25 protein-coding genes are annotated in these 19,627 nt (G+C 72.2%); 14 read left to right on the top strand and 11 right to left on the bottom strand.

The window, feature by feature from the left end:
- Positions 1-15 precede the first annotated feature (15 nt).
- Genes BC793_RS20570 through BC793_RS20580 form a run of 3 tightly spaced genes read left to right on the top strand, consistent with a single transcriptional unit; the run spans position 16 to position 2,346 of the window.
- The gene (locus tag BC793_RS20570) at positions 16-951 is read left to right on the top strand and encodes a methyltransferase (RefSeq protein WP_109594564.1); all 936 of its coding nucleotides are present in this window, start codon (positions 16-18) and stop codon (positions 949-951) included.
- The gene (locus tag BC793_RS20575) at positions 948-2,081 is read left to right on the top strand and encodes a carboxylate-amine ligase (RefSeq protein WP_275416214.1); all 1,134 of its coding nucleotides are present in this window, start codon (positions 948-950) and stop codon (positions 2,079-2,081) included. The genes BC793_RS20570 and BC793_RS20575 overlap by 4 nt, the downstream gene beginning before the upstream one ends.
- A 37-nt stretch (positions 2,082-2,118) precedes the next feature.
- Positions 2,119-2,346 carry a CDGSH iron-sulfur domain-containing protein gene (locus tag BC793_RS20580; RefSeq protein ID WP_109594566.1) on the top strand — a complete coding sequence of 76 codons (228 nt, stop codon included), beginning with the start codon at positions 2,119-2,121 and terminating at the stop codon, positions 2,344-2,346.
- Here BC793_RS20580 and BC793_RS20585 read toward each other — a convergent pair.
- Positions 2,329-3,342 (bottom strand): iron-containing redox enzyme family protein, encoded by a 1,014-nt coding sequence (locus BC793_RS20585; protein ID WP_109594568.1) that lies wholly within the window; start codon positions 3,340-3,342, stop codon positions 2,329-2,331. The two genes, BC793_RS20580 and BC793_RS20585, sit on opposite strands and share 18 nt — an antisense overlap.
- A 91-nt stretch (positions 3,343-3,433) precedes the next feature.
- On the opposite strand from BC793_RS20585, the gene BC793_RS20590 reads away from it, so the two are divergent.
- On the top strand, positions 3,434-4,834 hold the full coding sequence (locus BC793_RS20590; RefSeq protein ID WP_109594701.1) for a GGDEF domain-containing protein: 1,401 nt from the start codon (positions 3,434-3,436) through the stop codon (positions 4,832-4,834).
- A 103-nt stretch (positions 4,835-4,937) separates the two neighbouring features.
- A complete protein-coding gene (locus BC793_RS20595) occupies positions 4,938-5,123 on the top strand; it encodes a hypothetical protein (RefSeq protein WP_109594570.1) in 186 nt (61 codons plus the stop codon).
- A gap of 36 nt (positions 5,124-5,159) precedes the next feature.
- Here BC793_RS20595 and BC793_RS20600 read toward each other — a convergent pair whose 3' ends face one another.
- A complete protein-coding gene (locus BC793_RS20600; RefSeq protein WP_109594572.1) occupies positions 5,160-5,717 on the bottom strand; it encodes a TetR/AcrR family transcriptional regulator in 558 nt (185 codons plus the stop codon).
- A gap of 91 nt (positions 5,718-5,808) precedes the next feature.
- Between BC793_RS20600 and BC793_RS20605 the strand changes: the two genes are divergently transcribed.
- Complete coding sequence (locus BC793_RS20605; protein WP_109594574.1) at positions 5,809-6,723, top strand: SDR family oxidoreductase; 915 nt, start codon at positions 5,809-5,811, stop codon at positions 6,721-6,723.
- Between the two features lie 21 nt (positions 6,724-6,744).
- Here BC793_RS20605 and BC793_RS20610 read toward each other — a convergent pair whose 3' ends face one another.
- Complete coding sequence (locus BC793_RS20610) at positions 6,745-7,131, bottom strand: hypothetical protein (protein WP_109594576.1); 387 nt, start codon at positions 7,129-7,131, stop codon at positions 6,745-6,747.
- A 186-nt stretch (positions 7,132-7,317) separates the two neighbouring features.
- Here BC793_RS20610 and BC793_RS20615 point away from each other — a divergent pair, with 186 nt between their 5' ends.
- The gene (locus BC793_RS20615) at positions 7,318-8,316 is read left to right on the top strand and encodes a hypothetical protein (protein ID WP_109594578.1); all 999 of its coding nucleotides are present in this window, start codon (positions 7,318-7,320) and stop codon (positions 8,314-8,316) included.
- Positions 8,317-8,378: 62 nt separating this feature from the next.
- Here BC793_RS20615 and BC793_RS20620 read toward each other — a convergent pair whose 3' ends face one another.
- Positions 8,379-8,807: a PPOX class F420-dependent oxidoreductase gene (locus tag BC793_RS20620; RefSeq protein ID WP_109594580.1), complete on the bottom strand. Its 429-nt coding sequence runs from the start codon at positions 8,805-8,807 to the stop codon at positions 8,379-8,381.
- A gap of 135 nt (positions 8,808-8,942) precedes the next feature.
- Between BC793_RS20620 and BC793_RS20625 the strand changes: the two genes are divergently transcribed.
- Positions 8,943-9,509 (top strand): hemerythrin domain-containing protein, encoded by a 567-nt coding sequence (locus BC793_RS20625; protein ID WP_109594582.1) that lies wholly within the window; start codon positions 8,943-8,945, stop codon positions 9,507-9,509.
- Between the two features lie 38 nt (positions 9,510-9,547).
- Here BC793_RS20625 and BC793_RS20630 read toward each other — a convergent pair whose 3' ends face one another.
- Both BC793_RS20630 and BC793_RS20635 read right to left on the bottom strand, forming a co-directional pair.
- Complete coding sequence (locus BC793_RS20630) at positions 9,548-9,754, bottom strand: hypothetical protein (protein ID WP_109594583.1); 207 nt, start codon at positions 9,752-9,754, stop codon at positions 9,548-9,550.
- A 56-nt stretch (positions 9,755-9,810) separates the two neighbouring features.
- Positions 9,811-10,461 carry a sensor histidine kinase gene (locus BC793_RS20635; protein ID WP_239170203.1) on the bottom strand — a complete coding sequence of 217 codons (651 nt, stop codon included), beginning with the start codon at positions 10,459-10,461 and terminating at the stop codon, positions 9,811-9,813.
- Positions 10,462-10,491: 30 nt separating this feature from the next.
- Between BC793_RS20635 and BC793_RS20640 the strand changes: the two genes are divergently transcribed.
- Positions 10,492-11,133: a response regulator gene (locus BC793_RS20640; protein ID WP_109594585.1), complete on the top strand. Its 642-nt coding sequence runs from the start codon at positions 10,492-10,494 to the stop codon at positions 11,131-11,133.
- Positions 11,134-11,170: 37 nt separating this feature from the next.
- On the opposite strand, the gene BC793_RS52685 is transcribed toward BC793_RS20640, so the two are convergent.
- A complete protein-coding gene (locus BC793_RS52685; RefSeq protein WP_307784579.1) occupies positions 11,171-11,647 on the bottom strand; it encodes an Nramp family divalent metal transporter in 477 nt (158 codons plus the stop codon).
- Positions 11,638-12,411: an Nramp family divalent metal transporter gene (locus tag BC793_RS52690; protein WP_307784580.1), complete on the bottom strand. Its 774-nt coding sequence runs from the start codon at positions 12,409-12,411 to the stop codon at positions 11,638-11,640. Before BC793_RS52690 ends, BC793_RS52685 begins: the two co-directional genes overlap by 10 nt.
- Before the next feature lie 124 nt (positions 12,412-12,535).
- Between BC793_RS52690 and BC793_RS20650 the strand changes: the two genes are divergently transcribed.
- Positions 12,536-13,456 carry a manganese catalase gene (locus tag BC793_RS20650; protein ID WP_109594587.1) on the top strand — a complete coding sequence of 307 codons (921 nt, stop codon included), beginning with the start codon at positions 12,536-12,538 and terminating at the stop codon, positions 13,454-13,456.
- A gap of 73 nt (positions 13,457-13,529) precedes the next feature.
- Here BC793_RS20650 and BC793_RS20655 read toward each other — a convergent pair whose 3' ends face one another.
- A complete protein-coding gene (locus tag BC793_RS20655) occupies positions 13,530-13,718 on the bottom strand; it encodes a hypothetical protein (protein WP_109594589.1) in 189 nt (62 codons plus the stop codon).
- 165 nt (positions 13,719-13,883) lie between these two features.
- On the opposite strand from BC793_RS20655, the gene BC793_RS20660 reads away from it, so the two are divergent.
- Positions 13,884-15,008, top strand: a complete 1,125-nt coding sequence (locus tag BC793_RS20660; RefSeq protein ID WP_109594590.1) for a baeRF2 domain-containing protein — start codon at positions 13,884-13,886, stop codon at positions 15,006-15,008.
- A 55-nt stretch (positions 15,009-15,063) separates the two neighbouring features.
- Here the strand turns inward: BC793_RS20660 and BC793_RS20665 are convergent, their stop codons facing one another.
- On the bottom strand, positions 15,064-15,330 hold the full coding sequence (locus tag BC793_RS20665; RefSeq protein WP_109594593.1) for a hypothetical protein: 267 nt from the start codon (positions 15,328-15,330) through the stop codon (positions 15,064-15,066).
- 204 nt (positions 15,331-15,534) lie between these two features.
- Between BC793_RS20665 and BC793_RS20670 the strand changes: the two genes are divergently transcribed.
- Positions 15,535-16,206: a GAF domain-containing protein gene (locus BC793_RS20670; RefSeq protein WP_158319321.1), complete on the top strand. Its 672-nt coding sequence runs from the start codon at positions 15,535-15,537 to the stop codon at positions 16,204-16,206.
- A gap of 45 nt (positions 16,207-16,251) precedes the next feature.
- Here the strand turns inward: BC793_RS20670 and BC793_RS20675 are convergent, their stop codons facing one another.
- The gene (locus BC793_RS20675) at positions 16,252-17,643 is read right to left on the bottom strand and encodes a hypothetical protein (RefSeq protein ID WP_146246363.1); all 1,392 of its coding nucleotides are present in this window, start codon (positions 17,641-17,643) and stop codon (positions 16,252-16,254) included.
- A 161-nt stretch (positions 17,644-17,804) separates the two neighbouring features.
- Between BC793_RS20675 and BC793_RS20680 the strand changes: the two genes are divergently transcribed.
- Positions 17,805-18,374 (top strand): DUF6328 family protein, encoded by a 570-nt coding sequence (locus tag BC793_RS20680; protein ID WP_239170204.1) that lies wholly within the window; start codon positions 17,805-17,807, stop codon positions 18,372-18,374.
- Positions 18,375-18,545: 171 nt separating this feature from the next.
- Positions 18,546-19,502 (top strand): pectate lyase family protein, encoded by a 957-nt coding sequence (locus BC793_RS20685; protein ID WP_109594598.1) that lies wholly within the window; start codon positions 18,546-18,548, stop codon positions 19,500-19,502.
- Positions 19,503-19,627: the final 125 nt, after the last annotated feature.

Below are 19,627 nucleotides of genomic sequence, written 5' to 3' on the forward strand. Positions count from 1 at the left end.
GGGCACCCGGCCGGGATGACGATCACCGAGGCTCCGCTCGTTCAGCTCGGCCGGATGCTGGCCGCCGACGGCTATCTGTTCACCACGACCACGCCGGCCACCCACGAACGGGTGAACCGCCGGCCCGGCAACAAACAGGCGCGCGGCGTCCGCGACGTCTTCGGCTGGAGCCGGCCGTTCGGTCCCGGGGTGCTGCCCGAACCCATGGTGGCGCTGATGGACGCCGCCGGTGTGCTGGAGCGCAACGGTGACTCGTGGCGCAGCACGGTCCGGTTCTCGTCGTTCGACGGTGAACTGTTCGTGCATTCGGCGTACCCGACGACCGATCCGGACTCGGTGTTCTTCGGGCCGGACACGTACCGGATGGTCAATGCCGCGATCGCGGCCGTCGAGGCGCGGGACCGGCCGGTGCGGCGGGCGGTGGACATCGGCTGCGGCACCGGCGCGGGCGCGATCGCCGTGGCGAAACGGGCACCCGGTGCCGAGGTGGCGGGCGTCGACATCAACCCGGCGGCGCTGCGGTTCACCGAGGTCAACGCCGCGCTGGCGGGCACACCGGGGGTCCGCCCGTGCCACAGCGACCTGCTCACCGGTGTGGACGGTGACTTCGACCTGATCATCTCGAATCCGCCGTTCATGATCGATCCGGCCGGGCGGGCCTACCGGGACGGCGGCCCGCAGGGCCACGACCTGCCACTGGCGATCCTCGACGCGGCGGCCGGGCGGCTCGCCGAGCACGGCACGCTGGTGCTGTTCTCCGGCACCGGCATCATCGACGGCCGCGACCCGTTCCTCGACGAGGCCGCCGAACGTCTGGCGGATTCCGGGCTCGCCTGGTCCTATCGGGAGGTGGATCCGGATGTGTACGGCGAGGAACTGGACGGGCCGGCGTACACGCACGCCGACCGGATCGCTCTGGTGGTCCTGACCGCGAACCGGGGGCGCCGGTGACGTCGTCGGCGGTGGCCGCGGCCCGCGCGGTCGACACGTCGCGGCTCACCGTCGGGGTCGAGGAGGAGTTCCTGCTGCTCGATCCCGCGACCATGGCGAACACGCACGCCGCCACGGCGGTGGTGGAGGCGCTTCCCGCGGACGTCCGGGCGCAGAGCCGGATGGAGTTCCGGCACAGCATGATCGAGATGGTGACGCCGGTCTGCGCGAGCCTCGACGAGGCCGGCGAGCACCTGCGCCGGCACCGCCGTGCCGCCGCCGAGGCCGCCCGGACGGCAGGGGCCCGCCTGGTCGCGGTCGCGGCGACCCCGGTCGGTGAGCCGGAGCGGACCGTCACCGGCAACCCGCGGTACAAGGCGATCGCCGAACACTACGGTCCCATCGTCGACGATCCGGCGGTCTGCGGCTGTCACGTGCACGTCGGGGTGCCCGACCGGGAGCTGGCCGTTCAGGTCTGCAATCAGCTGCGGCCCTGGCTGCCGGTAGTGCAGGCGCTGGCGGTCAACTCACCGGTGTACGCGGGCGCCGACACCGCACATGCCAGCTGGAGGGCGATGCAACTGGACCGGTGGCCGGGGCTGGGCCCGTCGCCGTGGCTGGCCTCGGCCGAGGACCTGGACCGGACGGTGGCCCTGGCGGTCGCGTCCGGGATGATGCTCGACGACAGCCTGATCCTCTGGCACGCCCGCCCGTCGTCGGCCTATCCGACCGTCGAGGTGCGGGTCGCCGACGTCTGCCCCACCACCGCCGACACGGTGCTGCTGACCGGTCTGGTGCGGGCCCTGGTGGCCACCGCCATCGACGACGTCGCCGCCGGGCGCTTCGCGCCGCCGATCCCGGACCATACGGTGCGTGCGGCCCACTGGAACGCCGCGCACCAGGGCCTCAGCGCCACCCTTCTGGACGTACGGCGGGAGCGCGCCCGCCCGGCCTGGGACCTGATCGCCGACCTGACCGCGGCGATCGGCCCCGCCCTGGAGCGCAGTGGTGACCGGCACACGATCGAGGCGGGGCTGGCCCGGCTGCGCGCGGAGGGCACCGGCGCGGACCGGCAGCGCCGGCTCCTCGCCGATAGCGGAGACCTGCTGTCGATGCTGGGTGTGCTGTCCCGGCAGTCGGTGGACGGCTGAACGTTTCGGAAGATCGACGGCGGGCATCCCGCCCGGCATGACTGACGTGGTGGTGTACGAGAACGGCCCGCTGCTGCTACGCGGCGACTTCACCCTGCGCACCCCGGACGGTGAGGAGATCGATCCGGGGCGGTCGACGGTCGCGCTGTGCCGCTGCGGGAAGTCGGCGATCAAGCCGTTCTGCGACGGCACCCACAAAGCGGCCCGGTTCCGGGCGGGGGCCGGCCGGGAGACGCCGGCCCCTCGCTCAGGCGAACCCGAGTAGCGAGCTCTCGCCCCGCTCCCACGCGGCCAGGACGCCGGTGGCCCACATCGCGTCCAGTGCGAGCGCGCAGCGGGCGCCGAACAGCACGTCGGCGGCCCGTTCCGGCTCGGTGGCGCAGAACACCCCGCACATGTCGTGGGCGGCGACCTGCTCGTGCACCGCGTCCGCCTCGACGTGCTCGTCGTAGAACCGGGTCGCGGCGGCGTCCCCGCCGAGGCGGCGCAGGCCGTTGCCGTACGCCCGGTTGGGTCCGGTCGACGTCATCTCGTAGGCGGCCAGGTGCCCGAGCAGCGAGCCGCGCCGGCGGCGGTGCAGGGCGAACAGCGACATCAGGTTGTTCGTGGCCAGGGTCAGCGCGGGCACGACGTCGACGTACGCGCCGTACGTGGTGTCCAGGCCCAGCGCCGTCATGGTGTTCTTGAACAGTTCCTGGTGCATGTGCGGGGTGCGACCGTTGCCGTACTCGTCGATCTGGATCTCGATGAGTGCCGCCTTGGCGGCCCCGGCGAGCCGCGGGACGGCGAAGGTGTGCGGGTCCGCCTCGCGCAGCTGGTAGACCGAGCGGTGCGCCGCGAACTCCCGGAACTGTTCGAGGGTGGCGCGGCCGCGCAGATATCCCGACAGCGACGGCCCGTCGTCGTCCTCGGTCATCGCCACCAGTGTCCGGGCGATCTCCGTGGCGGTCGGATCCGCGGGCACCTCGTCACGGTAGGGCGCGGCGAGCGCCCGCAACGCCGTCTCGAACCGGGTCTCGGCGTCCGTGCGCAGCCGGATCAGGCTGGGCTCCCACTCCCAGGCGTCGTCGACGCCGTCCCATCCGCGGTAGGCCAGCTCGTACATCACGAACAGGCTGAGCTGAAGATCCTCGTCACGCAGGGCCGCGGTGGGGTCCTGGTCGCCGGTCGCGAACCGGATGGGGGCGAGGTCGTGCGGCGCGTGGGTGAGCGCGGTGAGCAGTGCGGCTGAGGCGGGGCCGCGGGCGGAGGGCGGTTTCATGCGCCGGAGAATGCCCCGGCGCGGCACGGATATGCGCCGGGTCACTGCCGAAGACGCACAGGTCCGGCGCCCGGGTGCCGACTGGTTGCACATGACGACCGGCAGGATCTGGGTTTTTCTCGGCGGGGCGACGTCCGCAGTCACCGGGCTGGTGATGACGTACGGCACGACGGTGGGCGACGTGCTGTACATGATCACCTACGTGACGATGTGCGTGATGGCGTGGATGGCCGTGGCCCGGATCGGAGCCGGGCCGGACCGCCGCCCGTGGGCGCTGGTCGCCACCGCGCAGGTGCTGTGGCTGACCGGTGACGCCATCGAACTCGCCTACTTCTACCTGGCCGCGGCGGTGCCCCCGGTGGGTCTGGCCGACGCGTTCTGGCTGGCCGGATACCCCCTGCTGGCGGTGGCCCTGACGATGATGGCCCGGCGCCGGGCGCCACGTCAGCTGCGCAGTGCCGTGCTCGACGGCCTCACCCTGACGGTGGCCGCCGGCCTGGCCAGCTGGCAGTTCCTGATCCTGCCGGTGCTCGGCACCGGGTTCAGCCTGGCCGAGTCGATCGTGCCGCCGCTCTACCCGATCGCCGACGTGGCGCTGCTCGCCGGTGTGCTGTTCATCGCCCTGTCCCCCGGTGGCCGTGGCACCCCGACCCGTCTGCTGCTCGGCGCCGTCGGGCTGTACCTGACGATCGACATCTCCTACAACGTGCTGCCGCTGTTCCTCGAGTACGACGTCGTGGCCCGGATCGGCCCGCTTATCATGCTGGGCAACGCGCTGCTCATCGCGGCCTGCCTGCACCCGGACCGGGCCGAGCTGACCCGTCCGGGCCAGCGGGTGAACGTGCTGCACCCGTCGCGGGTGCTCTTCCTCGGCCTGGCGTTCCTGACCGCGCCGACGCTGAGCCTGCTCCAGTCGGGCGTCGACCGGAACTCGGTCATCGCCCTGGCCGCCACCGCGCTGAGCACCGCGTTCGTGCTGACCCGGTTCACCATCGCGGTCCGTGAGCAGGAGCGGGCCCAGGCCCAGCTCGCCCACCAGGCCCGCCACGACCCGCTGACCGGGCTCGCCAACCGCAGCGTGCTCAGCGACGAACTGGAGCGCCCCGGCCCGGTCGCGGTGCTCTACCTGGACCTGGACGGGTTCAAGGAGGTCAACGACACGCACGGCCACGAGGCCGGCGACCTGGTGCTGTCGACCGTCGCCGGGCGCCTGTCCGCGGCGGTGCGGGCCACCGACCTGGTGGTCCGCCTCGGTGGCGACGAGTTCGTGCTGCTCTGCCCCGGCCTGCCGCAGGCCGAGGCGATCGGGCTGGCCGAGCGGGTCCTCGCCGACGTGGCCCAGCCGATCACGTTCCGCGGGACGGTCCTGGACATCGGCGCGAGCATCGGCATCGCCGCGGACGCGCCGGACCGCGACGTGCTGCGCAGCGCTGACATGGCCATGTACGAGGCGAAGAAGCAGGGTCGTGGCCGCTGGGTGCTTGCTGCCTAGGCGACGCCCATCGTATGCGTCTGATCACTGACAGTACGTATCCGGTGGGCGCTCGCCGTCTCTGGAAGCTGAGCCCGATCCACCCGCCCGTGAAGGAGCGATCATGGCCGCGACCCGGGCGGACCTGCTGGAGGTCCGCCACCACGACGACCGCGTCAGCCGGTACGAGCAGGTCACCTACTGCGTCTGGGTGGGTGGGGTGACCATCTACCGCGACGGCGCCGAGATAGCCCGGCACGACGACGTCCTCGGTGCGATGGCCCTGAAGCGGGCCGCCGGGAGCCACTGAGCCGGCCGGGCCGGCAGCGCCCGGAGAAGGTCTCCTTCAGGCCAGCAGCGCCTGGAGACGGGCGAGCACCGCGTTCTGGATCTCCTTGAACGTGCGGCGCTCGCCCTCGGCGACCCACAGCGCGAACGACGTGCGGAAGACGGTCACGCCGGTCTCGGCGGCGAGGGCCGCGCTGGCCGCGTCGACACCGCGGGCGGTCAGCGCCCGGGTCAGCGCCACCGCCAGCGACGACATCTTGAGCAGCTCGCGCTCCTGCAACGCGTGGTTGGCCGCGATCACCGACTGGCGGGCGCGCGACCAGGGCCGGCGCTCCTCGGGAAAGAGGCCGGCCGCGCCGTCGAGGGCTCCCACGATCAAGGTCATCGGATCGTCGGCCTGATCCGGCAGGCCACCGAGGAACACCCGCTCGAACTCGTCGCCGTCGACGAAGAGCACCTCACGCTTGTCGGCGAAGTGGCGGAAGAAGGTGCGCTCGGTCAGGTCGGCGGCCGCCGCGATCTCGGCGACGGTCGTCCCGTCATAGCCCTGGGTGAGAAAGAGGCCGAGTGCCGCATCCCTGAGGCGCTCGGAAGCGCCGCCCTGCCATCTCCCCATGGCCCCCATCATAGTGATGTCAGAAGCTGACATCACGGTGTAGTGTCATGTCAGTTACTGACATCACCTGCGTCACTGGAGGAGGCACGCCATGCGCGTGTTCGTCACCGGAGCCACCGGATGGATCGGCTCACACACCGTCGACGAGTTGCTGACCGCCGGCCACCAGGTCGTCGGGCTCGCCCGCACCGCCGCCGCCGAGGCGGCACTGCGGGTCAAGGGCGCGGATTCGCTGCGTGGCGACCTCGACGACCCGGGCGCGCTGCACCGCGGCGCCGAGCACGCCGATGCCGTCGTCCACCTGGCCAACAAACACGACTGGGCGAATCCGGCCGAGTCCAACCGGGCCGAACGGGCCGCCGTGGAGACTCTCGCCGAGGCGCTCACCGGCTCGGACCGGCCGTTCGTTTTCGCCTCCGGTCTCGCCGCGCCGGCGCTGGGCCGCCCGTTGACCGAAAGTGATCCGTCCCCGTTCAGTGGCCCGGACGCACCGCGCGGCGGCGCCGAGAATCTCGCCTTCGAGTACGCCGAACGCGGTGTCCGTGCCATCGCCGCGCGATTCGCCCCCACCGTGCACGGCGCCGGCGACCACGGTTTCATCGCCCTGCTGGTCGCCGCCGCCCGCCGCACCGGCATCTCCGGCCACGTCGGTGCCGGCACCTCGGCGTGGTCCGCGGTGCACGTGCACGACGCGGTTCGCCTGGTCCGGCTCGGTCTGGAGCGCGCACCGGCCGGCACCCGTCTGCACGCGGTGGCGGAGGAGGCGGTGAGCACCCGGGACATCGCCGAGTCCATCGGCCGCTACCTGAACGTGCCGGTCAAGCCGGTCGCCCCGGAGGACGCGGTGGAGCACTTCGGTTTCCTCGGCCGCTTCTTCGCGCTGGACATGTCCGCGTCGAGCGCCGTCACCCGGGCGGCCTTCGGCTGGGAACCGGCCGGCCCCACCCTGGCCGAGGACCTGGCCGCCGGCGCCTACGCCCACGCCGGGATCGCCGGACCCCGGTAGACGCCCGGGCCGGGGAGCCGCTCAGGTGGTCAGGGTGCCGACTTCCCCGACCTCGGTACCGGTGACGGGACACACCCAGACCGCCCGGCCCGCCTGCTCCACCGCCGCCAGCGGGTGCCGGTCGGGGTGCTCCGGGCAGGGTGGCCAACTGGTGGAGCGCTCCAGGGCACACAACGCCTCCACGGCCCAGTCCTGGACCTGCTCGGCGAGGGCGGCGACCTGGGCGGAGAAGGGCGACCCGAGGTGGATGAACACCCCGGTACCCGAGCCGTCGGCCTCGTAGAGGATCGCGCTGGCGGTCCGTTCGTAGTCCTGCCACGGCTCGTCCCGGACCTCGGGCAGGACGCCGGCCGGGCCCGCGAGGTCCTTCAGGATCGGCTGCAATGCCGCCACCAGCTCAGGGTCCATGACCGTGAGTCTGGCAAGTGACTCCCCGTCCCGCAGGCCACTCCCGCCATCACCGGCGGAAGCCCGGGCCGGCCCACCCACCGGGTCCCCCGATCCGGGGGTCGGCCGGCCCCGGCGCACCCGCTGTGCGACAGCCCGCGCATCGACGCTCGCAACATCGACGGTCGGCGAATCGCGAGGAGTCACATGCTGCTGCTGAGCGCGGTGCTGGGAATGGTGCTGCTGGTGGCCCTGGTCACGCCCGGTCCCGGCAACCGGGCCGGCCGGCGGTACCCGTGGGCCGGGTTCGGGGCGCCGTTCGCGGTGCTGGGCGGGTCGCTGCTGACGCCGCTACCGATCGTGCCGCTGCTGGCCGGCGCCCGGCCGTGGCAGTGGGCACTCGCCGCGACCGGGCCGGTCGCCGCGTACGCGATGGCCCGCCGGGTCAGCCCGCCCTGGTGGCGGCCCTGGCACGGCTGGATCGCGGGCCGGGCCGCGCTGCTGCTGTTCCTGGTGGCGGGCACGGAACTGACCCTGGTCGACCGGTCCGTGCCGGCGACCGGGCAGGCGGCCCTGATCTGGATCGTGTCGCTCATCGTGACGGCCGGCTATCTCGCCTGCTGGCGAGTGGTGGACACCGGCTACTGGCCGCTGCTGCTCATCCGCGACGGCGCGGTCCTGCTGGCCATGGCCGGTGCGGGCGCCTGGTGGCAGCGGCGCTCCGGCCTGGACGGGCCGGCCACCACCCTGCTGGTCGCCGCCGTCGCCGCGGTCGGCGTCTCGGCGCTGCTCGCCGGGATGTGGCGGCTGGTGCGCTGGCTGCGGCACGGCCCGCCGTCCTGGCCGCGGCCGCCCGGTCCGGCCACCTGGCCGCCCCAGCCCGGCCAGGTGTGGAACGCGACGGTCGACCGCGAGGACCGGCCCGTCGTCGTGTGGGAACTCAAACGGCACTGCGCCTACGTGCTGGCGGTGACCTCGAGCGACGGGGTACGCGAGCACATGCGGCTGCCGCTCGCCGAATGGCACCGGGTGCTCAGCGACGACGCCTGGCTGTCACTGCAGATCACGGCGGTGCCGTACACCGATTTCCGCAGCGTGCGCGGCCGGTGCCCGGACCGGTTCTGGGAGCGCATGGGCCGCCGCACCGTCGGCGCGCCGGCCGCCCTCAAGGCGCCCACCCTACGGTCGGCGGCGAACCTGCCGTGACCTCGGCGCGCGGCTCAGTCGGCGCGCGGCTCAATCGGCGCGCGGCTCAATCGGCGCGCGGCTCAGTCGGCCACCGCGGTGAAGCCGCTCACCTTCTCCAGTCGCAGCCGGACCAGCAGCTCGCCCTCGACGCCGTTGCGGGCGCCGTAGCTGTCGGCCAGGTCCGGGCCCATGTAACGCTCGGCGATCCGGGTCGCCCAGGCGCGCACGTCGGCCAGGTCGGTGGAGAGGGTCACCGGGCCACGGACGGTCACGTACGCGTACGGCGCCGCCTCCTCGTCGACGCAGAGCGCGGCCCGGCCCTCGCGCGCCAGGGCACGGCCCTTCACCGTGTCCGCGCCGGTGTTGAAGAGCAGGTCGTCGCCGTCGAGCACGAACCAGACCGGAACCACATGCGGGGACCCGTCCACGCGTACCGTCGCCAGCTTTCCGGTCCGCGTGCCCGCCGAGAGGAAGTCGCGGATCTCGGCCGTCGTCATCGCTTTCGCCATACCGGCATTCTGCCGCCGATCACCCCGCCGGAGGCACCGGGGCGCCCGCGCCGCCGGGTTCCGGCGCATACACCGCCCGGCCCGGGGTAGTCACGCGCTGTCCGGAGTACCACCCCGACACTTCGAGGAGTCTCGATGACAAGCAGTCCTACCACCGGTGACGTGTTCGATGTCCTGACCAGCGACCATCGGGATGTCACCGCCCTGATCTCGGAGATCTGGACGATCAAGGACCCGATGATCCGCCGGGATCTGACCGACACGGCGATCAGCGAACTCGTGCGGCACGCGGTCGCCGAGGAGATGTACGTCTATCCGGCGATGCGCAAGTACCTGCCGGAGGGCGACAAGGCGGTGGAGCACGACGTCGAGGAGCACAAGGAACTCGAGGAGGCGATGAAACGGCTGGAGGACGTCGACGTCTCCGACATCGCGTTCGAGGAGGCGCTGCGCAAGCTGGAGACCATCCTGGCCGACCACGTCCAAGACGAGGAGACGGAGCAGTTCCCCGAGTTGCGCCGCCGGATTCCGCACGACGAACTCGTCGAGCTCGCCGGCAAGGTGGAGACCGCGAAGAAGCTCGCGCCGACCCGCCCGCACCCGGCCGCGCCGAACAGCGAGTTGTTCCACAAACTCGTCGGCCCCGGCGTGGGACTGGTCGACCGGCTGCGCGACAAGCTCACCGGCCGCGCCACCAGGTGACGACCCCGTGAGCCGGGCCCGTCCGGTACGGGTCCGGCTCAGACCGGACGCGACTGCTTCATCTGCCAGCCGGGCAGGCCGCGGCGCGTCCGGGACCGCATCCGGTCACGGATCAGCGGGGCCGCCCACACCAGTGCCATCGATGCGGCGAGCGCGCCGGTACGCAGGTCCGGCCCGGCGTGGATCAGCAGCGCGGCCAGCCAGGCCACGAGAACAAGGCTGCGGGTGATCAGCGCGATGGACATGCCGCAGGACTACCCATCGCACTGGCCCGGGTGGGCCCGACCGTGGTCTCCCGGGGTCAATTCCGCGGGCAGGGCAGGGTCACCTCCATGGCGAGCCCCACCGGGGACAGCGCCCGGGCCCGCAGCGTTCCACGGCACTGCGCGGTGAGCTGACGGACCACCCACAGCCCGAGCCCCCGGTCGTCCTCCGGCGGCGCAGGGCACCGCAGTGCCGTGATCAGCTGCGGGGTGACACCACCCTGGTCGGTGACCGTCACCCGCAACCTACGGAAGGTCAGCCGGGCGTTCAGGCGAACCGGACCGCCGGTGTACCGGACGGCGTTGCCCACCAGGTTGATGAGGATCTGCCGGGTCTGCCGCGCGGGCACCGGCCGGCCCAGAGCCGCCGGGCTGGCGAACATGGCGAGTCGTCCCGGTGGTGCGGTGGCCGCCACCGAGGGCAGGATCCGGCCCAGGGCGACCACGTCGGTTCCGGTGGCGGCCAGTCCTCGTGCCGCCGCCGCGGCATGGCCGAGAACAGCCTGCGCGTGTACGGCGTGCTCCATCGCGAGCCGCGCCAGTTCACTGCGGCGTTCCTCCGCCGGCTGGTTCTCCAGCGCACCGACCAGGGCGGTGAGCGTCGCCATCGGCGGCCGCAGCTCGTGACAGACACTGCGCAGCAACAGCAGGCCCGGGTCCGGGATCGCCCGGTTTCGATTCAGGCGCATGACTCGGTCACGGACGGGCATGCGGCCGCCATGCAGAACGGAATCCGGATCGCCGTGGTGGACGACCACGCGCTCTTCGTACGCGGACTGGAGCTCCTGCTCCCCGAGGTCAGCGGTGGTCGCGCGACCGTGGTGGCCTCCACCGGTGACGCGGCGTACGCGGCGAGCATCGTACGCAACGCCGTACCCGACGTGGTGCTCGTGGACCTGCACATGCCGGCGCCCGGCGGCAGACACGCGGTCGCCGCCGTCCGGGCCGCGGCACCGCGTTCCCGGGTGCTCGCCATGTCGGGTGACGACGACCCGGCGGTGGCGGTCGAGGCGCTGCGGGCCGGTGCGGCGGGCTTCCTGCCGAAGAGCAGTGACGCGTCCTCCGTCCTCCAGCCGCTGCTGGCCGCGATCGACGGCTGGGCGGTGCTGCCCGCCGGCCTGCTCGACGTGCTGGTGGACCAGGGCCGTACCCGTGCACCGCAGCCGGCCGTCGACCTCGCCGAGGAGGACCGCCGGCTGCTGGGCCTGATCGCGGCCGGCGCCTCGACCGGTGACATCGCCGGAAAGCTGCACGTCTCGGACCGTACGGTGAAACGCCTGACCGCCTCGTTGCTGCGCAAGTTGCGGGTCTCCAGCCGCACCGAGGCGGCCGCCCTCGCCGGCAGCGCCGGCCTGCTGTAGGTCACCATGGCGCCCCGGGTGCCCCGATGACGGCGCCTCAACCAAAGGTCTGTGCCACGAGGAAGACGTTCAGCGCGATGATCAGCGCGGCGACGACGACGGCGACCGCCGTGGTGACCGGATGGTTGACGTGTTCGCCCAGCACGTCGCGGCGGCGGGTCAGCCAGATCAGCGGCACCAGCGCGAACGGAACGCCGAACGAGAGCATCACCTGCGACCACACCAGGGCCGTCGTCGGGTCGGCGCCGATCAGCAGGATCACCATCGCCGGGGCCATGGTGAGCAGACGCCGTACGGTCAACGGGATGGTCCGGTTGATGAAACCCTGCATCACCACCTGGCCGGCGTAGGTCCCGACGCTGGACGAGGCGAAGCCGGAGGCGAGCAGGGCGATCGCGAAGGCCAGGGCGGCGTGCCCGTCGAGAGTCGTGGCGAGACCCTGGTGGATGCCCTCCAGGGTGTCGGTTCCGGCGATCCCCGAGCCGTGGAAGAGCTGCGCCGCGATCACCAGCATGGCGAGGTTGACCAGGCCGGCGGTGCCAGCGCGAGCAGGGTGTCGGCGCGTTGGCAGCGCAGCGCCTCGCGCCGGCGCTGCGGGTCGGCGGCGGCCACCGCGCGGGTCTTGGTCAGTGCCGAGTGCAGGTAGATGACGTGCGGCATGACGGTGGCGCCGAGGATCCCGGTGGCGAGCAGCAGGCTGTCGGTGCCGGCGAAGGACGGGACCAGTCCGGCGGCGAGGGCCGGGCCGTCCGCCCCGGCGCGGAGCGCGTCGTAGAGGAAGCCGAGCAGGATCACGGCGAGCAGACCGCCGATCACCGTCTCGAACCGGCGTGCGCCGCGGCGTTGCAGTCCCAGCAGGGCGAACGCGACGACACAGGTGATCAGTCCGCCGGCCGGCAGGGGAATGCCGAAGAGCAGGTAGAGGGCGAGCGCGCCACCGATGATCTCGGCCAGGTCGGTGGCCATGGCGACGAGTTCGGCCTGCACCCACAGGATCCGGGACACCCACCGGGGCAGGTGGGCCCGGCACATCTCCGGCAGATCCCGGCCGGTGATCAGGCCCAGTTTGGCGGAGAGCGACTGGATCAGCATCGCCATCAGGTTGGCGGCGACGATCACCCAGACCAGCAGATATCCGAAGGTCGCCCCGCCGGTGAAGTTGGTCGCGAAGTTGCCGGGGTCGGCGTAGGCGATAGCGGCGACGAAGGCCGGGCCGAACCAGGGCGCGACCCGGGCGACGTGTCGCCGGATCGGTAGAGCGACGTCCAGAACCACCATGCGCCGGGGGTTCCCGGCACGGGTGACCTGTCCGTGCCACGGCAGTCCCGGCGGGGTCACGGTCACGGGTAGCCGGAGCGATGTACCGAACTGATCGACGCATCCCGATCACACAGGAGGACCGATGTTCAAGCACGTCGACTACCTGCAGTTCCAGGCCAAGCCGGAGAAGCCGGACGCGTTCTTCGCGGCGAAACTGCAGGAACTGGTCGGAGGCCAGTTCGGCGAGATGACCGTGATGATGCAGTACCTGTGGCAGGGCTGGTCGTGCCGGGTGCCGGGCAAGTACAAGGACATGATCATGGACATCGCGACCGAGGAGATCGGTCACGTCGAGATGCTCACGACCATGCTGGCCCGCCTGCTGGAAGGCGCTCCGGCCGAGGCCACCGAGAAGGCGGCGGCGGCCAACCCGCTGCTGGCCGCAGTGCTCGGCGGGCAGAACCCGCAGCACGCGATCGTCACCGGCGGCGGCGCGATGCCGACCAACAGCCAGGGCGTGCCGTGGAACGCCGGTTACATCGTGGCCAGCGGCAACCTGCTCGCCGACTTCCGGTCCAACGTGGCCGCCGAGGCGCAGAGCCGCCTGCAGACCAGCCGGATCTACAACATGACCGACGACCGCGGGGTCAAGGACATGCTCCAGTTCAACCTGGCCCGCGACACCTACCACCAGCAGCAGTGGCTGCTCGGCATCGAGCAGCTCATCGCGGACGGCTTCACCGAGAACGGCATCGAGGACTCCAACGCCGAGTTCGAGCACCCGGAGGCCAACCACACGTTCTACAGCTTCGACCCGGAGAGCACGGCGGGCGAGGGCCGATGGGCGCGCGGTCCGGCCCTGAACGGCAAGGACGAGATCATCTACGTGCCGGACGCCCAGCCGCTCACCGACGACCGGCCGCTCGGCCCGGCGCCCGACCCGAAGCTGTTCGTCACCTATGACGGCTCGATGGGCAAGGGCAAGCCGGGTACCGGTGCCGGCGCGCACGCCCAGGGCGTGGCCAACGTGGTCAACAAGATCAAGGGCGCGGTGACCGACTGAGCCCCGGTCGCGACGGGCCGGACGCCACCAGTCCGGCCCGTCAGCCGCCCGGTCACCGCGGGCCGGGTACCGCTCAGGAACCGTCGGCGGCGACGTGACCCGACGGCCCGTACGGTGAGGTCTGGCCCTCCGGCGTCGGGCGGTTGCCGGTCTTGTCGTGACCGCCGTGCGGCGGATCGGTCGGGTTGGCGTCCTCGGTGCGCTGCTTGGTGGTGGGCGACTCCCCGCTGCGCCGCATCTCCGGCTGCTGAACGTTCGTCATGGCACATCCTCTCGGTCGTCCGGTTCCCCGGTGTCCGCGTCGGAGCCGACCGGGTACCCCGCCGAACGCCCCCTATGCCCGCATCCCGCGGCGAATTGTCCGGAAGATGAGGGGAGAAGCCGCCCTGAACGGGTAGTCACGCTGCCCGACCAGAAGGGAGAAGTGATGAATCTGAACTTCCTCCGGCCGCTCTACGACCGGCGCGGACCGTGGGTCTCCGTTTATCTGGACGCCACCCGGGCCAGCGAGAACGCCGGCCACGAGGTGGACCTGCGCTGGCAGGCCCTCCGCGGCAGGCTGCTGGAGCAGGGTGCCGACCCGGCCACCGTGGACGCCGCCGGTACGGCTCTCGCCGAACACCCGTATCAGCCGGGACGATATGGGCTGGCGATCTTCGCCAACGCCGGTGAGGTCGTCCTGCTGGAGACGCTGTCGGCTCCACCGGCCACCGACCTGGCTCACCACGGACCGCTGCCGCACGTCATGCCGCTGCTGGCCCAGCGCGGCGAGGACGTGCCGTACGTCCGGGTGCTCGCCGACCGTACCGGAGCCGATCTGGAAGGTCTGTCCGTCGGTGGCGCACCGCGCCGGCACACGGTGACCGGCAGCGAGACGTTCCCGCTGCGTAAGGTCCACGCCGGCGGCTGGTCGCACCGGCACTTCCAGCTCGCCGTCGAGGAGGCGTGGAAGCGCAACGCCACCGATGTGGCCGCCGCGGCCGTCGATCTCGCCGAGGCGGTCGGCGCGGAGGTCATCGTGGTCGGCGGCGACGTGCGGGCGGTGCAGACCTTCACCGACCGGCTGCCGCGGGTGTGGCGGGACCGGCTGGTCAGCACCGACGCCGGATCGCGGCATGCCGGCGCCGACCAGGGCGCGCTCGACGACGTCACGGTCCAGGCGATCGCCGAGATCGCCGAACGTCAGCTCCGCGAGGCCATCGACCGGTACGGCGCACAGCGCGGCGCCGACGAGGCCGGCACCGGGCTGGCCGACGTGGTCACCCGGCTGCAACGCGGCCAGGTCGACACGGTGCTGCTGGCCGACGACCCGTCCTCGACCGACATGCTGTGGATCGCTCCCGACGATCCCACGCTCATCGCGGTGGACGAGCGCCTGCTGCGGGAGTCCGGCGTCGAGGACCCGCAGCGGGTACGCGCGGACGCCGCTCTGATCCGGGCGATCGCCGGCACGGGCGCCGACCTCGTGCTGGTCAGCCCCGAGGACGTGCGACTGGAACACGGGATCGGTGCCGTGCTGCGGTACGCGGACGCGAGTACCGCGGCGTCCTGACGGTGTGGCCGGGCCCGCCGCACCGGCCGGGCCCGGCCCACCGCACCTCCCGTCTCTACCGTCGGGCCGCACGCCGGTGCCGCGCGGTGGCGGCCGCGACCGCCGCCACCGCCAGGCCGGCGGTCACCGCCCGCGCCCGGATCCGCTGTGGCCGGCCCCAGTCGCCCCGGCCGCTGACCGGCCCGGGACGTACCTCGAACAACGCGCCGTCGGTGGTCTCGGCCGGCTCACCCGCGCTGCGGAAATACCACCCGCCGAGCCGCGCCGCGGACCAGCCGCACCCTTCAAGTGCGGTGCGGCTACCCGCCGGAGGATCGGGCAAACGGTCCGGATCCGGGACGTCCGGCCGTGGAACCCGTGGAACCCGTGGAACAGTCCGGTTCGCCGCGTAGGTTCGCACCGGCCGGGTATGCCGGACCTGCACACGCCGAACGCTGAGCAGGGGGACCGGTTCATGGCGACGTCGCAGCATTCGAAGCGGGTATCACCCCGACGGCGCGGCCCGTTGGCCGAGGCCCTCGTCTCCTTGGCGGAGACACCGGACCATGTCTCGGGCTTCGCCGGACGGCTCACCGCGATCGCCACGATGGCCGCCGGCCGGATCGCCGCCGCTGACTATGCGTCGGTCACGACCCTGCGGGGCCGCGAGTACACCACCGTCGCGACCAGCAGCGACATCGCCCTGGCGGTCGACGAGGCGCAGTTCGCCGACCGGTCCGGTCCCTGCCTTCAGGCGCTGGAGACGGGGGAACCGGTCGGGGTCCCGGACATCGCGGCGGCCACGATGGACTGGCCGAGTTTTCACGAGGTCGCTCCCGCACTGGGGCTGCGGGCGTCGATCTCGGTTCCGCTGTACAGCGGGCGGGGCACACCGATCGCCGTGCTGAATCTCTACGGCCGCGACGACGCCGCGATGGAGCCGCTGATCACCGGGGTCGCCGAGCTGTACGCGACGAGCCGCGAACTGGAGCTGGACTCCCCGGGCCCGCCGGTGGCCGACCCGGGTGCCGAGGAACTGCTCACCGGGTACGCGGGGGCGCTGGCCGTACGCGCCACCATCCGGCTCGCCGTCGACATCCTCGCCGGCCGGACCGCCGGCGGCATCGACGACGCCTACACCGTCTTGTGCGCGCAAGCCGCGGAGAACGGGACCTCGCTGAGTGTCGCCGCGGCCGCCGTCCTGCGGGAACACCTGTGAGTGGTGCACCCGGTCGGCCGCCGGCCGGTTCCGGAGTTCGGCTGGTCAGACGACGAGCAGTCCCGGCACGGAGCCGTTGCCGGCCATCTGTCGTACCGCCTGGCTGATCGGCATGGGCTGCGGGCGGCGGTGATCCGCCGACGGCGCCAGGGCCCGGCTCGCATGCCCGGGTGCCGTCGGCAGCAGCGGATACCGGCTGGCGAGGAACTTGTCGACGGTGCCGTCGCGGAGGGCGAAGGCGGCCACCGACCGCCAGTGCCCGAGCGCGGCGGTCTCGTCGTGCAGCGTCCCGGGAGGCTCCGGCAGCACACTGATCCGGTCGAACGACGGACTGCCGGCCAGCCACAGTTCCGCGGCGTCGGCGACCGCACGCGACGACGACTCGCACCAGTAGGGCACCACGCCACTGTCGGCGGCGTGCCACGGATCGATCATCCGGCCGGTGCCCACCAGCGCGTCCCGTCGTCCACCCGCCGGTCGCAGCCAGGCGCGGTACAGGTCGGCGACACCGGCGCTGAACGCCTGCGGGTCGGTGTACAGCATCCGGTGACCGGCTGATCCGGTCGCCGCGACGATCTCCCGGAGCTGCGTATCGAGGGCCGGGTCACCGCTGGTCTCGGCGTAGCGCCTGGTCCGGCCGGTCGGCGGATCCGGCCAGTCGCCGGCGCCGATGCCCCGCAGCAGCCGGCCGAAGGCGTGGTTGTCCAGGGTGTGGTCGGCCGCGCTCCAGCCGCTCGTCGGCGTACCGACCTGGAAGGAGAATCCCGCCGGCCCGGCCAGCACGGGCCAGGTCCGCAGGTCACGCACCAGAACGGCGGCGCCACCCGGGGCGAGGCGTGAGCCGAGGAGTTCGAGATACGCCGCGGGCAGGGTCCGCCACTGGATGTGCAGCGTCACCGTCACACCGCACAGTGCCCCGCGCAGCACCGGATCGTGCACCTGCCGCACGCTGACTCCCGGGTTGCGGGCCAGGATCCGCGCGGCCAGCCGGCTGCCCCGGTCCCGGGCGGCGGCCCAGTCCCCGGGAGATCCGCCGGTCCACGGCACGGTGACGGCGAAGGACGTCGGCAGCCAGGCGGCACCGCACGCCACCGCGAGGTGGACGGCCGCACCGTGTGGCGACCCGAGCACCACCGCCGGGTAGGTCTCGGCCCGGTGGTGACCGGCGATCCACCGGGCCACCGCCTCCGCGTCCAGGTGGGCGACCTGGTCCTCCGGTACCGCCTCGTCGACCGCCTCCGCGGCCAGCACGAGCCGGCGCACACTCTCCGGCAGTTCGCCGCGCCGGCCCGGCACCGGCACTCGCGTGAGGATGCCGTCTCGGCGATGTTCCGGCGGCACGGCCATGGCCAGCAGGGCGCGGCCGAGGCTGTCGGCACACATCACCCGCCCGGCGTCGGGCACATACGTCTGGGCCGGATCAACATCGTGGGTCATCGCAACAGCACCGCCGTCCCGGTAGGCCGGGCGTCCGGCTACCCCGCACTGCGCACCACAAACGGGCTTCCCTCCATCCGGCTGGTTCATCGGTCCGCCGTTTCATCGCGGACGGCCCGGGCATCCGTCGTCGTTCACCGCAGAACGAAGGGCCGACCCGGATGAGCCACGAGACGGAGAAGCAACGGTGGGACCGCAATTTCGCCGACCTGCTGCAGGAGTTGCGGGTCGCGCAGACCGGTGTGCAGATCCTGTTCGCCTTCCTGCTGGTCATACCGTTCGGCGCCCAGTTCGCGCTGACCACCGGAGTGCAGCGCACGATCTATGTGGTGGCGCTGCTGACCGCCGCGTTCGCCACCGGTGCGAACATCTCGCCGGTGGCGTTCCATCGGGTCTTGTTCCGGCGCGGTCGCAAGCCTGAGCTGGTCCGTTTCGCCCACCGCATGGCGAGCACCGGCCTGGCCTGCATGCTGGTGTCGATGGTGGCGTCGCTGCTGCTGGTCATGGACTTTCTGCTGCCGGCGCCCGCGGCGCTGACCCTGACCGCTGTGACGGCGGCCTGGTTCCTCACCTTGTGGGGTGTCCTGCCGATCGCCCGGCGCGGTTGGGGCCGCAACGCCCCGGACACATGCCTGTCGGCGAAGCAGGTCGCCGACAGGATCAACGCCGGGACCAGCCAGCAGGTGCGGCCCGTCGGCAATCCGACCGGGAGCGTTCCCAGAATTCATTGACATACTTCGATCGGCGCGCTTACCGTCACCTCAGGAAAGCGCTTACCCGCAGGGTACGGCCGGACCCACCGATCCGGCCGTACGCCGGTCGCCATTCCCCGGGCGAGGGTCGGTGCCGTCCGCCCCAGTGCCGCCGCCCCGGGCGGCATCCGTCCCCCACGGAGGAAGCCCATGCCCACACGGAGAACCGTCCTCGCCACCCTGTCCGCCGGCGTCCTGGCCGCCGGCGGGCTCGTCGCCGCCACCCCCGCCCCGGTCTGGGCCGCCGAGTCCAGCCCCGTCGGGTACGCCAGCCTCAACGGCGGCACCAGCGGCGGCTCGTCCTCGGCGGTCGTCACCGTGACGACCGCGGCGGCGCTGAAGTCGGCGCTGAGTTCCGGCACGTCGCAGACCGTCCGGGTGTCCGGCCTCATCACGATCTCCGGCATGTACAGCGTGGCCTCGAACAAGACGGTCATCGGCGTCGGCGCCGGTTCCGGCATCACCGGCGGCGGCCTGAACCTGTCCGGCGTCCGTAACGTGATCATCCGCAACCTGGTCTTCCGGAACGCGAGCGACGACTCGATCAACGTCCAGGAGGGCTCCACCAACATCTGGATCGACCACAACGACCTGGCCAGCGGCTCCGACGGCCTGATCGACATCAAGCGCGGCTCGGACTACATCACGGTCTCCTGGAACCGGCTGCACAACCACGACAAGTCGATGCTGCTCGGCCACGACGACGGCAACTCCGGCCAGGACCTCGGCAAGCTGCGCGTCACCTACAAACACAACTGGTTCGAGGGCACCGGGCAGCGCCATCCGCGGGTCCGCTTCGCCAACCCGGTCCACGTGCTCAACAACTACTACAGCAACATCGGATCGTACGGCGTGGCCTCGACCATGAACGCCGGCGTCTTCGTGGAGCGCAACTACTTCGAGAACGTCGCCAAACCGACGGTCACCCAGACCGGCGACTCGGACCCGGGCAACATCAAGGTCCTCAACAACTACAAGGTCAACTCGGGTACGGAGCAGGTCCGCAACGGCGCCAGTGTCGCCGCGATCCCCTACTCGTACACCCCGCAGGCCAACAACACGGTCAAGGCCACGGTCGTCGCCGGAGCCGGCACCGGCAAGATCTGATCCCCCGTCTCGCCCTCCTCCGTCTCCCCCTGTCCCCCTCTCCCCCGCGGTGCCCGCTCCCGGTGAGCGGGCACCGCCCTGTCGGCTCACCGCACGGCCGGGCTTCCGGCTCACCGCACGGCCGG

This window comes from Actinoplanes xinjiangensis (assembly GCF_003148685.1).
GTDB classification, from domain to species: Bacteria; Actinomycetota; Actinomycetes; order Mycobacteriales; family Micromonosporaceae; genus Actinoplanes; species Actinoplanes xinjiangensis.